This window comes from Shewanella sp. S1-49-MNA-CIBAN-0167 (genome assembly GCF_040310145.1).
GTDB classification, from domain to species: Bacteria; Pseudomonadota; Gammaproteobacteria; order Enterobacterales; family Shewanellaceae; genus Shewanella; species Shewanella psychromarinicola.
Genome location: NZ_JBEOPO010000047.1, coordinates 21,370 through 34,194, shown reverse-complemented (window position 1 = coordinate 34,194; position 12,825 = coordinate 21,370). Strand labels below are relative to the sequence as shown.

Annotated in this window: 12 protein-coding genes; 3 read left to right on the top strand and 9 right to left on the bottom strand. The window is 43.3% G+C overall.

All coding sequences use genetic code 11. The annotated features are described in order from the left end of the window. Positions 1 to 712 precede the first annotated feature (712 nt). The 9 genes from mutT to nadC all read right to left on the bottom strand — a co-directional run bounded on the left by mutT (position 713) and on the right by nadC (position 9,349). Positions 713 to 1,111: an 8-oxo-dGTP diphosphatase MutT gene (mutT, locus tag AAEZ00_RS18050; protein WP_351079347.1), complete on the bottom strand. Its 399-nt coding sequence runs from the start codon at positions 1,109 to 1,111 to the stop codon at positions 713 to 715. Positions 1,112 to 1,163: 52 nt separating this feature from the next. Beyond that, entirely contained in the window at positions 1,164 to 1,373 is a 210-nt protein-coding gene (gene yacG / locus AAEZ00_RS18045; protein WP_101033769.1) for a DNA gyrase inhibitor YacG, read from the bottom strand. 42 nt (positions 1,374 to 1,415) lie between these two features. After that, on the bottom strand, positions 1,416 to 2,150 hold the full coding sequence (gene zapD, locus AAEZ00_RS18040; RefSeq protein WP_351089333.1) for a cell division protein ZapD: 735 nt from the start codon (positions 2,148 to 2,150) through the stop codon (positions 1,416 to 1,418). Then, positions 2,143 to 2,772 carry a dephospho-CoA kinase gene (gene coaE / locus AAEZ00_RS18035; protein ID WP_351079341.1) on the bottom strand — a complete coding sequence of 210 codons (630 nt, stop codon included), beginning with the start codon at positions 2,770 to 2,772 and terminating at the stop codon, positions 2,143 to 2,145. The genes zapD and coaE overlap by 8 nt, the downstream gene beginning before the upstream one ends. Then, on the bottom strand, positions 2,769 to 3,695 hold the full coding sequence (locus AAEZ00_RS18030; protein ID WP_124013425.1) for a prepilin peptidase: 927 nt from the start codon (positions 3,693 to 3,695) through the stop codon (positions 2,769 to 2,771). Before AAEZ00_RS18030 ends, coaE begins: the two co-directional genes overlap by 4 nt. Before the next feature lie 52 nt (positions 3,696 to 3,747). Continuing rightward, on the bottom strand, positions 3,748 to 5,025 hold the full coding sequence (locus tag AAEZ00_RS18025; RefSeq protein ID WP_351089330.1) for a type II secretion system F family protein: 1,278 nt from the start codon (positions 5,023 to 5,025) through the stop codon (positions 3,748 to 3,750). Positions 5,026 to 5,147: 122 nt separating this feature from the next. Continuing rightward, entirely contained in the window at positions 5,148 to 6,854 is a 1,707-nt protein-coding gene (pilB, locus tag AAEZ00_RS18020) for a type IV-A pilus assembly ATPase PilB (protein WP_351089328.1), read from the bottom strand. A 107-nt stretch (positions 6,855 to 6,961) separates the two neighbouring features. Next, entirely contained in the window at positions 6,962 to 7,414 is a 453-nt protein-coding gene (locus AAEZ00_RS18015; protein ID WP_351089326.1) for a pilin, read from the bottom strand. Positions 7,415 to 8,470: 1,056 nt separating this feature from the next. Beyond that, positions 8,471 to 9,349 (bottom strand): carboxylating nicotinate-nucleotide diphosphorylase, encoded by an 879-nt coding sequence (nadC, locus tag AAEZ00_RS18010; RefSeq protein WP_351089324.1) that lies wholly within the window; start codon positions 9,347 to 9,349, stop codon positions 8,471 to 8,473. Positions 9,350 to 10,052: 703 nt separating this feature from the next. On the opposite strand from nadC, the gene ampD reads away from it, so the two are divergent. The 3 genes from ampD to pdhR all read left to right on the top strand — a co-directional run bounded on the left by ampD (position 10,053) and on the right by pdhR (position 12,778). Then, positions 10,053 to 10,607 carry a 1,6-anhydro-N-acetylmuramyl-L-alanine amidase AmpD gene (gene ampD, locus AAEZ00_RS18005; protein WP_124013428.1) on the top strand — a complete coding sequence of 185 codons (555 nt, stop codon included), beginning with the start codon at positions 10,053 to 10,055 and terminating at the stop codon, positions 10,605 to 10,607. 154 nt (positions 10,608 to 10,761) lie between these two features. After that, positions 10,762 to 11,613 (top strand): beta-lactamase regulator AmpE, encoded by an 852-nt coding sequence (gene ampE, locus AAEZ00_RS18000; RefSeq protein WP_351089322.1) that lies wholly within the window; start codon positions 10,762 to 10,764, stop codon positions 11,611 to 11,613. Positions 11,614 to 12,025: 412 nt separating this feature from the next. Next, complete coding sequence (pdhR, locus tag AAEZ00_RS17995) at positions 12,026 to 12,778, top strand: pyruvate dehydrogenase complex transcriptional repressor PdhR (protein ID WP_101033779.1); 753 nt, start codon at positions 12,026 to 12,028, stop codon at positions 12,776 to 12,778. Positions 12,779 to 12,825: the final 47 nt, after the last annotated feature.

Below are 12,825 nucleotides of genomic sequence, written 5' to 3'. Positions count from 1 at the left end.
CCGATGGTAGTTTGGGGTCTCCCCATGCGAGAGTAGGTCATTTCCAGGCGCCTAATTTACTCGAAAGAGTAGTGAAATAGCCCGCTATTACATAGCGGGCTTTTTTACGTCTGCAATTTAACAGCTTCGCTGCTAGGGCGGACTACGTCCTGCTAGGGATAGCTTCAGAAACGATAACAAGCGAACGCTGTGCTCACGGATAGAGACAGCTTCGTTACCAAGATTTTATAGCATCTAGCAGCGCAGCGTCCTAGCATCTAGGTTTTTAGCTCGATTGTTATCTCTCGTCATCGCTTGCTACCTCTCGCTACCAAGATTTTATAGCCTCTAGCCGCGTAGCGTCCTAGCCTCTAGGCTTTTAGCTCGATTGTTATCTCTCGTCATCGCTTGCTACCGCTCGCTACCAAGATTTTATAGCATCTAGCAGCGTAGCGTCCTAGCCTCTAGGCTTTTAGCTCGGTTGTTATCTCTCGTCATCGCTTGCTACCGCTCGCTACCAAGATTTTATAGCCTCTAGCAGCGCAGCGTCCTAGCATCTAGGTTTTTAGCTCGATTGTTATCTCTCGTCATCGCTTGCTACCGCTCGCTGCTAAGATTTTATAGCCTCTAGCAGCGTAGCGTCCTAGCATTTAGGTATTTCGCTTTGAAACTAGCATGTTGAAGTGATTTGAATCGGTTAATAAGCTGTCATTACACAACTTATCAATATGACTTACCAAGGCAGGGTTAACAGCTTATCTAAAATAGGTTTATTGGCTTCAGGGAACTCATATTCAGAGATGGATTGTAATTCAACCCATTGTATTTGTTGTCCTTCAACGCCAGTTGCTTGGCCATTGAAATCAGTCACTAAGTGGATATCAAGTCTTACCTGCTTATCTGGATAGTCATGGCTGATATCCATAAATGCTGTTGTGCTGTTTACATCAAGATCCACTTCTTCTTTCAATTCACGAATTAAAGCGGCAGTTACCGTTTCATTTTGTTCAACTTTACCACCCGGGAATTCCCATTTTCCACCTTGATGTAAATGGTCATGACGCTTGGCTAATAAAATTTGTTTATGTTGGTTTATAATAACGCCGACAGCAACATGTATTCTCTTTTGCATGTTTTGCCCTTACTATTTCTTTCTTATTGTTTGAATCGATTGTTTAAACGGATTATTTAAAGAAGTCACCTTCATCAAAACCAGCATCATCCAACAGATCTAGGTCTATATCGTGCTTAACCGGAATAGCATGTTTTTCACTCGCCCAGTCACCAAGATCGATAAGTTTACAACGTTCACTGCAAAAAGGCTTAAATAGGGAGTCGTCTTTCCATTCAACTTTGGTGCTGCAAATTGGGCAGTTTACTACTGTTAAAGGCATAATCATTCTTGGTTATTAATCTTACTCGTGATGGTAAAGTGTTTAGGTGCAGGTTGCTAGTGAGAACTCAACAGTTTCACTTGTATGACGATGTAAATCGAAATCGACAAAATGAATGGCATAACGATTTCGATTGCCACTGATTGTAGGATAGCAATTTTGGTTGGGGTTTATTTTTACACGGATTAATGACAGAGGCTGCGGTGAGCTGCCTTGATAGAATCCAACTGGTGCTTGGCATAAACTAAAATCTGCTGTCGTTCTAATCAGTTCTAGCAGTAGCATGATTGGGGCTAAAAGTGGCTTAAATTGCATCCGCCAGTTTTCGATATCTTGCTGTCGATATTGCCAGTCTTTGTCTAGCCAAAAGTGCAGCTGAGGAAAATCAAAATTACAGTATGCCCCAGTCATATTGAAGCGCTGTCGTAATGAACAGATAAACTTATCTTGTTTAAGGCTACAACCAATTCTTTCTTGTGCTTGCAGCGGCGACTTCAATGCAATCAGTCTTTCGGTCAGTTGATCCACTTGCGCGTTATCAACATTTGAGTTTGTACGCCAATGGGAAATTAACTGAATTTGTTTATCAATATCTTTTAATATATCAGTGCGATAATCACAACGTTCTGTTAGCTCTGCAAGAGAAAATAACGGGGCAAAACATTGATGTTGATTATCTTGTTCGGCATGCAGTTTTAACTGTAAGGCAAGGTTTTCTATACGCAGATAACTGCGTATTTTTTCATTTAATGGTTGTTCATAGATTAAATCAGTCATGGACGTTAGTTTCTAAATCGGCTGCCTGTTGTAAGTATTGTTGGTGCAGACCAAATACTTGACTGCGCAACATCTCATGATCTCCTTGATTATCTATAATATTATCAGCTTGAGCAAGCCGCTGTTCTCGGGTCATTTGACTCGCCAGAATATGCTCAACTTGTTGTTTACTGACGCCATCACGTTGTATCGTCCTTGATATCTGTAACTCTGGGGCAATATCTACAACCAAAGTCGTATCCACTAAACTATCTAAATGATTCTCAAATAGCAAGGGCACTATCATTATTACGTATGCTGAGGTCGATGTTTGTACTTGGTCGAGCATCTTCTGGCGGATCATAGGGTGGAGTAAATTATTAAGCCACAGTCGCTGTTCGGGATTGTCGAAAACTTGTGTACGCAGAGCCGCTCTATCAAGGCTGCCATCGGTTAGCAAAATAGCCTGGCCAAAGTGCTCTGTTATTGCTTTGAGCCCATCAGAGTTGGTTGAGACAACCTCTCTGGCGATAACATCGGCATCAACTAAGTCTATGCCGTATTGCGCGAATAAATTCGCCACAGTAGTTTTACCACTGGCAATGCCGCCCGTTAAGCCCACGATAAACTTTTTTAACATCATAAGGTACTCAGATACCAATTGAGGATGTCATGTCCCCACACTAAGGCTATCCATCCCGCTAAAGCAATATAAGGACCAAAGGGGATTGGGTTACCTTTGCTGAGCCGCTTAGCCATAATCATGGTTATGCCAACTACCGCGCCCACTAGAGATGATAATAGAATAATTAATGGCAGCATTTGCCAACCTAACCATGCACCGAATACGGCTAATAATTTAAAGTCACCGTAACCCATGCCTTCTTTGCCCGTCACCAATTTAAATAACCAAAATACTGACCACAAGCTTAAATAGCCAGCCGCAGCGCCGATAATAGCGTCTTGAGGGCTAGCATAAATACCTTTAAGATTAATGATTAATCCTAACCAAAGAATTGGTAGTGTGAGTTGATCGGGCAATAGCATTTCATCTAGATCAATACCCGTTAATGCCACCAAAACAAAGGTTAAAATACTGGCATAGAAAAATTGCCATGTTGGGCCAAAGTGCCAAGCTAATGTGGCAATTAATACTCCAGTGAGCAGTTCGATAATCGGATAGCGGATTGAAATACGGGTGTTGCAATCGGCACACTTTCCCTTAAGCATCATCCAGCCCAATATAGGTAGATTATGCCAAGGTTTAATGTCGGCTTTGCATTTAGGGCAGGCAGAACCTGGCACGATGAGGTTGTATTTTTTTGGGAAGGGATCGATGGCTTTAGTTAAGCGATCATTGCCTACTTGCTCGACAATGTCAGGATGATATTCATTGAGATAAAAATTACATTCACTTTGCCATTCTCGTTTCATCATCACAGGTAAACGGTGAGCCACTACGTTGAGAAAGCTGCCAATGGTGGCCGCAAAAATAAAGCTAATCGCCACAAATGCCCAAGGATATTGGCTCATTGTGGCAACAAAAGTTGAGATAAATTCAGTCATTATTCTTCTTATACTTATTCTTATACTTATTCTTATACTTGGTCATATTTATTTAGCCGACAATATTGCCCATTTCAAAAATAGGCAAATACATACCGACAATTAAACCACCGACGAGAGTACCAATCACTACCATCATAATCGGTTCTATTAAACTTGATAGTCCATCAACAGCATCATCTACTTGCATCTCATAGATATTAGCCACTTTGTTGAGCATGTCGTCCAAGCCGCCGGATTCTTCACCAATCATCACCATTTGAATCAGCATGTCAGGGAATAATTTGGTAGTGCGCATCGCCACATTCATTTGCATACCCGACATTACTTCTTGGCGTACCTTTAACAGCGCTTTACGGTACACATAGTTACCTGATGCGCCCGCGGCAGATTCTAAACCATCAATTAATGGCACCCCAGCAGCAAAGGTAGTTGATAAGGTACGGGCAAAACGCGCCATTGAGGCTTTGTGGAGAATATCACCTATCACGGGGATTTTTAGCAGCATTACATCGATTCGATCGCGAAAGCTCTGGGACGTTCTATGAGTTTTCTTGAATAGCCAGATGCCGACGATAATCGCGATAACAAAGAAATACCAAGAGGCTTGCAACCAGCGAGATATGCCAATAATAAATTGCGTAAAGGCCGGCAGTTCAGCACCAAAACCGTTAAAGATTTCTTCAAATTGGGGCACCACAAATAATAATAATAGTGAGGTTACTAAGATGGCAACGATAACGACCGCCGCTGGATAGAACATGGCTTTCTTTATTTTAGATTTTAACTGCTCAGCTTTTTCGCGATAGGTTGCTATGCGATCAAATACCGCATCCAGTGATCCTGAATGTTCGCCAGCAGCGACTAAGTCGACATATAAATCATCAAAATAACGTCGGTGAGGTCTTAATGCATCTGAAAGTGGAATACCGGATTGAACATCAGATAAAATAGTGCCCAGTAATTCGCGCACTTTGGCTTTTTCATGGCCGCGGCCAAGAAGCTCTATGGTGGTCACTAATGGCACGCCCGCAGCAAGCATAGTAGCAATTTGGCGAGTGATCATCGCAATGTCCATTGCGGTGATACTTTTTTCAGATTTAAATAATGGGGCCGACTTTTTGCGTACCCCTTTTGGGGTGACACCTTGGGCTTTTATTACACTGCGTACTTCAGCAATAGAGGAGCCTTTTAGCTCACCAGAAGTGCGCTGGCCATCACGATTGGTACCCTTCCATTGATAGGTAAACACCTTAGGTTGGTGTTTGGTTATTTTTTTCGCCTTTGGTTTTGTTTTTGTTTTTGTTTTTGTTGCAGTTGCTGTGGCCATTTAGCCAATCCTTTTATTATTGAGCGTCATCCAGGTTAAAGCATTATTGTTAATGATAAATAACCCATTAAATGGTCGAATGACTATAGCTGAATAAGTATAACTGTTTGACTATAGCGGAATTAAAAGCTAGTGACACGGTTAATTTCCGCGATACTGGTCACGCCGTGAATGACTTTAAGTAACCCCGATTGGCGCAAATCGCGCATGCCTTGCTGCTTGGCGAGGGTGGCAATTTGCAATGAGTTACCGCCTTCCATAATGGTACGAGCAATTTCCTCGCTCATTTTCATCACTTCGTAAATACCCACGCGGCCTTTATAGCCACCTGAGCAGAGCTCACAACCTACGGGTTTAAATACCGTAAAACCATTGGCTATATCAGTTTCAGTAAAGCCTAAGCGTTGCATTTCAGCAACAGGAATTTCTTCTTCATGCTTGCATTCCGGGCATAAGCGCCGGGCAAGGCGTTGGGCAATAATTAAATTCACTGAGCTGGCAATGTTATAACCCTGTACGCCCATATTAATCAAACGAGTTAAGGTTTCTGCTGCCGAGTTGGTGTGCAGCGTTGATAACACTAAATGGCCCGTTTGGGCCGCTTTAATCGCTATTTCGGCGGTTTCTAAGTCGCGTATTTCACCCACCATCACCACATCAGGATCTTGACGTAAAAATGAGCGCAGCGCCGAAGCGAACGTTAAGCCGGCCTTTAAGTTAATGTGGACCTGGTTGACCCCTTCGAGGTTAATTTCGACCGGATCTTCTGCGGTGGAGATATTACGCTCTTCGGTATTAAGAATATTAAGGCCGGTATATAAGGACACTGTTTTACCGGAACCGGTAGGCCCGGTGACTAAAATCATTCCTTGAGGTTTAGCGAGCATTTCTTCGTATAACAGCCTTTGATCATCTTCATAACCGAGCTTTTCAATCCCCAGCTGGGCGGAGGATGAATCCAAAATCCGCATCACGATCTTCTCACCCCAAATGGTGGGCAAGCTACTGACCCGAAAGTCGATTGATTTGGTCCGTGACAGCTTCATTTTTATGCGCCCATCTTGGGGCAAGCGGCGCTCGGCAATATCCAGTTTTGACATCACCTTTAAGCGGGCTGAAATCCGGTTGGACAGATTGACTGGTGGTTCGGATACTTCATGTAATATACCGTCGATACGAAAGCGAATACGGTAGCGCTTCTCATAGGGCTCGAAATGTAAATCAGAAGCGCCTTTACGTATGGCATCGGTGAGAATTTTATTAATATAGATAACAATCGGCGCATCGTCACTGCTGTCACCGGTCGGCTCATCATGTCTTTCGGTATTAGCGACTTCAATACCTGCAAGAGCTTCTTCGTCAACGCCTTCTAATCCAAGACCGCTAATGTCTTCTTCGAGTATTTTTTCTAAGGCTTTAAGCAGTTTGTCGTCTTCAACTAATATCGCTTCAGCATGCAGCCCTAAGCTAAATTGAAAATCTTCAAGTGCGGCAATATTGGTTGGATCTGAGGTGGCAATATAGAGGCGGTTGCCGCGTTTAAATAGCGGTAAGCACTTATGTTTTTCGATGAGTTTTTTGTTTAATAACTCTTCGGCTATTGTTGCAAGATCAAATTCGGTTAAATCGAGTAACGGGGTGCCATATTCTTCATAGCAAAGCTCGGCAATTTCACGAGCAGACAACATTTTAGAATGAATTAAGGTGGTGACAAGCGAAACTTTGGTTTTACGAGATTGGGAAATCGAGGCCGCAACCTGTTCTTCTGTTAACAGGTTTTTTTTTATAAATAATGTGGAGAGACCAAGATTTAATCCCGCAGACGACATGCTTATTTACCTTGATAACATAATGATATTTTTAAATTATGACATAAATACTTTTATAGCCAAAGACAAAAAAGGCAGCATAAGCTGCCTATGTTTTTTAGCCCAATTTAAGGAGCTGTAGTACACTTACCAGGTAAATAGGTCGCATCTAAATCAGATGTACAACTCCAAACCCCTTGAAGTGTGCGAGTTAGTGTAATAGTTTTACCATCAAACTTAGCGACGTTACCGCCTTGAGTTGTACATGCTAGAGAACCACCAACGGCGGCAGTAGGAACCACTACAGTAACCGCTGAACAATATGTTGTCGTTGTACCAACACCAATAAAACCAGCGCTGTCTCTTGTTGTATTCGGTGTTCTACCTTCAACTGCCGCTTGCTCAAAGCCTACTTTCCCAGAGGTTATTTCTTGAAGTGCGGATGCAGCCTGTGAACGAACGGTGTAATCCTGATAAGCAGGCAATGCGATTGCTGCAAGAATACCGATGATCGCGACGACGATCATTAATTCAATAAGCGTAAAGCCCTTAGCGTTTTTGATTTGATTGATACTTTTCATTTTCTCTCCGTAAAATAGGCTAGGGTCGTATCAATCCTCGATATCTATAAGCTTCACTTAGACTAGTAACTAATGCTAGTAACTAGGTGAAGTAGTTGGCATTCCATTTGCCTAAAACCGTAAAGCACAATTGTGTGGTGCTAGATACTAGATACTAGATGACCACGATTATTATAGTGCCAGCGTTACTTGTGTTGACCATGGTTATCTCTGTCTATGCTGTTTTTGGCACAATGGCACAATGGCACAATGGCACAATGGCACAATATACAACACATAGGTAATAACCATGTTAACCGCAAACAATGCTAGCCGATTATTTATTTAATAGAGCATTTAGGCTGAGTGGTAAACATAGAGTAAATAGGTCAATGTTAACAAGATACAAAATAACATCTGCTAGTGTGGTTACAAAGTAAATGTTAATTAATTGTTAGTATTTTGACGTTATTTACAATCTAACGAGTACAGTGCATGGCTGAAAGGCCAACTCGCCGAGGTAAACGTTAATATAAACTGTTACAAAATGGAATAGGGTTAACGGCTAAATAAAAAATAAATGTCTAAAAACGCTCTATTTTCACATTTCCCGTACATTATACGATAAATTATTTTTGACTTCTCTGGGTTAAGAAGTGTTTTTTTGACAAAAAAGCAACAAAGGCGTTTTATTGGCGCTTTTTGGGAGAAATCTGACAGGTTTATACCCAAGCTAAAATCTAAAATCTAAAATCTAAAATCTAAAAGCCTAGATGCTAGAGCGCTGCGCTGCTAGATGCTATAAAAGCTAAAAGCCTAGATACTAGAGCGCTACGCTGCTAGATGCTATAAAAGCGAACAGCCTAGAGGCTAGAGCGCTACGCTGCTAGATGCTATACAAGCAAAAATCTAAAATCTAAAAGCACAAAGCCTAGATCGTTTCGCTGCTAGGACGCTACGCGGCTAGAGGCTATAAAATCTTAGCAGCGAAGCTGTCCTAGCAGGACGCAGTCCGATCTAGCAGCGCAGCGATCCTAGCAGTGACGTAGTCACGCCCTAGCACCTTAGCTTTTATGGTTAACTTTTCAACCTCAGCGACAAATCCAAGGCTTTTACGTGCTTAGTCAGTGCGCCGACAGAGATGTAATCTACTCCCGTTTGCGCGAAAGAGGCTAGAGTGTCTAAGGTGACATTGCCTGAAACTTCTAATTTAGCGCCGTTACCTTGGTTTTTATAGCGATTATTGAGGCTGACAGCGTCGACCATCATAGTCACGTCGAAATTATCGAGCATAATAATATCGGCGCCGCCATCGAGTGCTTGAGTGAGTTCTTCAAGTGACTCGACTTCGACTTCGACTGGTTTGTGACTGTCTAACGCGCGTGCTGCTGTAATGGCTTGGGAGATGCCGCCGCAAGCCATAATGTGGTTTTCTTTAATTAAGAAAGCATCGAATAAGCCTATGCGGTGGTTTCTGCCGCCGCCGCAGGTGACTGCGTATTTTTGGGCGGTGCGCAGGCCTGGGATGGTTTTGCGGGTATCGAGTAATTGGGTATGAGTACCCACGAGCTTATTCACGTATAACTTGGTTAAGCTGGCAACCCCTGACAAGGTTTGAATGAAGTTCATTGCGGTACGTTCGCCCGTTAAAATAGCCCGTGCAGGGCCAGATAGTTCGCATAGTAACTGATTAGCCACAATTAAATCACCGTCATCAACATGCCAATGCAGTACCACTTCACTGCCCAGTTGATTAAAGACTTGCTCTGCCCACGCTTTACCACAAAAAACCCCGTCTTCGCGGGTGATTAACGCGCCTGAAACATGTTTGTCTGCTGGGATAAGCTGGGCAGTAATATCGGCATTAAGCATGTCGTGGATAGTATTATGGGTCGTGTGACCTAAGTCTTCATCAAGCGCTGTTTGCACAGCATGACGGATATCGTTTTCTAACATAAGCTAAGTCCTTGCTAAAGAACGTGATAAGGCTAAATGATAACCTTGTTCAACAGAGTGTTCAACAGAGTGTTCAATGGGGTGTTTGTTGCAAAAAGCATTTGTTAAAGATTAGCATAACTTGGCTATATACTGACACTTATATGCATCTAAAAGCTAAAAGCCTAGATCGCTTCGCTGCTAGGACGCTACGCGGCTAGAGGCTATAAAATCTTGGTGACGAGCGGTAGCAAGCGATGACATACGATAAAAAGCGAAAGCCTAGAGACTAGAGCGCTGCGCTGCTAGATGCTATAAAATCTTGGTGACGAGCGGTGGCATGCGATGACATACGATAAAAAGCGAAAAAGCGAAAGCCTAGAGACTAGAGCGCTACGCTGCTAGATGCTATAAAATCTTAGCAGCGGAGCTGTCCCTAGCAGGACGCAGTCCGCCCTAGCAGCGCAGCGATCCTAGCAGTGACGTAGTCACGCTCTAGTAACTAGCAGGACGCAGTCCGCCCTAGCAGCGCAGCGACTCTAGCAGTGACGTAGTCACGCTCTAGTAACTAGCAGGACGCAGTCCGCCCTAGAAGCGCAGCGCACTATCCGCGTAGAGGCCTAGTAGCGAAGCGGCCTAGCCCCTAGGGATAATCAGCATTGGTATTGTGGTTTAATACTGTTAAGTTTATTTTCTGGTTAGATAGTTATGTTTAAGGAGGCGTATGCCAAAAGGCTTATTACAACAAGGTTGGTTGGCCAGCGCGAGACCATGTATTTCGCCCCATTTTAATCCACGACCCAACAATGAGGTCAGCTTGTTGGTGATCCACAATATTAGCTTGCCTGCGGGGTGTTTTGGTTTACCGCATATTGATGAACTATTTCAAGGTTGCTTGGATATTGATGCCGACGACAGTTTTGCTCAGTTGGCTGGCTTGCAAGTCTCGGCGCATTTTTTAATTAGGCGCGATGGTGAAGTGGTGCAGTATGTTGGTTGTGATGACAGAGCATGGCACGCTGGGGTTTCTGAGTTTAAGGGGCGTAAGGGCTGTAACGACTTTGCCATTGGCATCGAACTGGAAGGCACAGATAGTAGTGGCTATACCGACGAGCAATACCAGCAATTAATCCTGTTAACATTGGAGTTAATGGCGCAGTATCCTATGATTAAGGTAAATAATATTGTTGGCCATTGCGATATCGCTCCTGGGCGTAAAACAGACCCTGGTTTCAGTTTTGATTGGTCGCGATATCAACAGGCCATTGCAACTGTTTAAGTAAGCATTTGTGGCATAGCTTGTGTTACTCGTTATGTGTTGCTCGCTATGTGTTGTTAGCTGTGCGTCACATAAGACTTGCAGGCTCCGCCCACTTACACCACAGTCCTTCAATGATGACAGCTGTAACTGAATAGAAGTAAAAAGGATATTCATGGCGTTATTTTCATTATTAGTGGCAATTTTAGTTGAACGTTTGAAGCTGCTGCCAAGTGGTTGGCAGTTCGATAGCGTTATGACGCGTTACCAAAAAAAGTTTTGGGATAGCCAATCACTTAAATCAGCATTTAGCGTTGCGATGGCGATTGTGCTGCCGGCTTTATTGGTGTTTGTGATCAGTTTTCTACTCGATGGTATATTTTTTGATTTATTGAGTTTGTTATTTTGGGTACTGATATCCATTATTTGTTTTAGTCACCAATCATTACGAGGCGTGTTTAAACAGTATATCCAAGCGGCATGTCGTGGCGACGTACAAGCTTGTTATCGTTATGCCGGCGAGTTGGATTGTAGTGACTGTTTAGACGTGGTGGATGAACAGGATTTAGGCTGTAAAGTGGGACAAACAGTTGCTTGGCTTAATTACCGCTATTACGGTGCCGTTGCATTGTATTTGATATTTTTAGGGCCGGTAGGTGCAATATTATACTGTACGGTGCGCTTTTACAGTGAGTACAACAGTAAGAATAAGCTTGAAATGCCATTGGTCGATCATTTACAGATGTTATTTGATTGGTTGCCAAGTCGGGTGTTTAGTTTTGGCTATGTATTAAGTGGCCAGTTTAGCGAAGGCTTAAGTGCGTGGCGCCAATATGGTTTAAGTGTCAATATTGATGCAAAAACCATAGTGACCAATACAGCGGTGGCGGCTGAGTCTTTACCTGAAGCAGGGGATGCGCCACTGAGTGTGCAGTCCACATTGGCATTACTGGCATTGAGTAAACGTAATTTTGTGTTGCTGCTGACGTTGGTTTCCGTATTAACCATTTTTGGGGTTGTTAGCTAGCTAGGCCGCTTCGCTACTAGGCCGCTGCGCTTCTAGGGCGGACTACGTCCTGCTAGGGTCGCTGCGCTTCTAGAGCGGACTTCGTCCTGCTAGGACAGCTTCGCTGCTAAGATTTTATAGCCTCTAGCAGCGTAGCGCTCTAGTATCTAGGCTTTTAGCTTTTATAGCATCTAGGCTTCTTTAACGATTTATCCCAACGCTTATCCAGTATTGAGGCTAATATGGATAAATAGTCTGACCCTTAGAACAGAAATATAGGTTATGCTCTAGGCATGAGCGTTTTAAACGACGCAGCTCTCTTTTGTCAGTATTCTGATAACTAGACATGGCTTGTATGATTTGATAAAGTGCGCTCTCTCATATTAATTGGTAAGACCAATTGACAATTGCTTGTTAAGGAACTGAGCGCAAAATGGCTTATATTAAGATCAACCAGCCAAAAATTTCTGATGTGATCATGGAACAATTAGAGCGAATGATCCTCGAAGGCAGTTTGCAGCCGGGTCAAAAACTACCTCCTGAACGCGAACTCGCGGTGCAATTTGAAGTGTCTCGTCCTTCATTACGTGAAGCGATTCAAAAATTAGAAGCTAAAGGCTTGCTCATGCGTCGTCAAGGCGGTGGCACCTACGTTAAAGAACAACTTTGGCAAAGTCTTGCCGATCCTATTGTTGAATTAATGCATAACGATTCTGAAAGTCAGTATGACTTACTCGAATTTCGTCACGCCACTGAAGGCATGATGGCGTATTATGCTGCGCTGCGCGGCAATGATGCGGATATGCAAAATATCCAAAATCGCATTATTGAGCTAGAAGCGGCAACTAATGTTGAAGCGAAAGCGGCTGCTATTGTGCGTTTTTATCGCGCAGTTGCTGAGGCGTCACATAATGTTGCCATGCTGCATTTAGTATTGAGTTTAACCCCCGTGCTGCACAAAAATGTGGCACAAAATTTGGAGCTTTTAAGCAAAAGCCAAGACGCTTCCACCATGGCAAATGATCACAGACGCGCGTTACTGGCTGCGATTATACGCCGGGACCCCGACGCCGCGCGCGAAGCTTCGAATGAGCATTTAAGCTATATCGAAGAAATCATGTTGTCGGTAAGAAAAGAAGACAGTCGGTTGCAACGTAGTTTGCGCCGTTTAAAGAGCGGCGCGTAACTGAGTTGCTGTGTCAACAAGCAGCAACTAAAGCCGAAATATAACCC

Excerpts from the sequence above, each read along its gene's own strand:
- mutT (WP_351079347.1), bottom strand. The coding sequence starts at position 1,111 with ATGCAAAAGAGAATACATGTTGCTGTCGGCGTTATTATAAACCAACAT.
- yacG (WP_101033769.1), bottom strand. The coding sequence starts at position 1,373 with ATGCCTTTAACAGTAGTAAACTGCCCAATTTGCAGCACCAAAGTTGAA.
- zapD (WP_351089333.1), bottom strand. The coding sequence starts at position 2,150 with ATGACTGATTTAATCTATGAACAACCATTAAATGAAAAAATACGCAGT.
- coaE (WP_351079341.1), bottom strand. The coding sequence starts at position 2,772 with ATGATGTTAAAAAAGTTTATCGTGGGCTTAACGGGCGGCATTGCCAGT.
- AAEZ00_RS18030 (WP_124013425.1), bottom strand. The coding sequence starts at position 3,695 with ATGACTGAATTTATCTCAACTTTTGTTGCCACAATGAGCCAATATCCT.
- AAEZ00_RS18025 (WP_351089330.1), bottom strand. The coding sequence starts at position 5,025 with ATGGCCACAGCAACTGCAACAAAAACAAAAACAAAAACAAAACCAAAG.
- pilB (WP_351089328.1), bottom strand. The coding sequence starts at position 6,854 with ATGTCGTCTGCGGGATTAAATCTTGGTCTCTCCACATTATTTATAAAA.
- AAEZ00_RS18015 (WP_351089326.1), bottom strand. The coding sequence starts at position 7,414 with ATGAAAAGTATCAATCAAATCAAAAACGCTAAGGGCTTTACGCTTATT.
- nadC (WP_351089324.1), bottom strand. The coding sequence starts at position 9,349 with ATGTTAGAAAACGATATCCGTCATGCTGTGCAAACAGCGCTTGATGAA.
- ampD (WP_124013428.1), top strand. The coding sequence starts at position 10,053 with ATGCCAAAAGGCTTATTACAACAAGGTTGGTTGGCCAGCGCGAGACCA.
- ampE (WP_351089322.1), top strand. The coding sequence starts at position 10,762 with ATGGCGTTATTTTCATTATTAGTGGCAATTTTAGTTGAACGTTTGAAG.
- pdhR (WP_101033779.1), top strand. The coding sequence starts at position 12,026 with ATGGCTTATATTAAGATCAACCAGCCAAAAATTTCTGATGTGATCATG.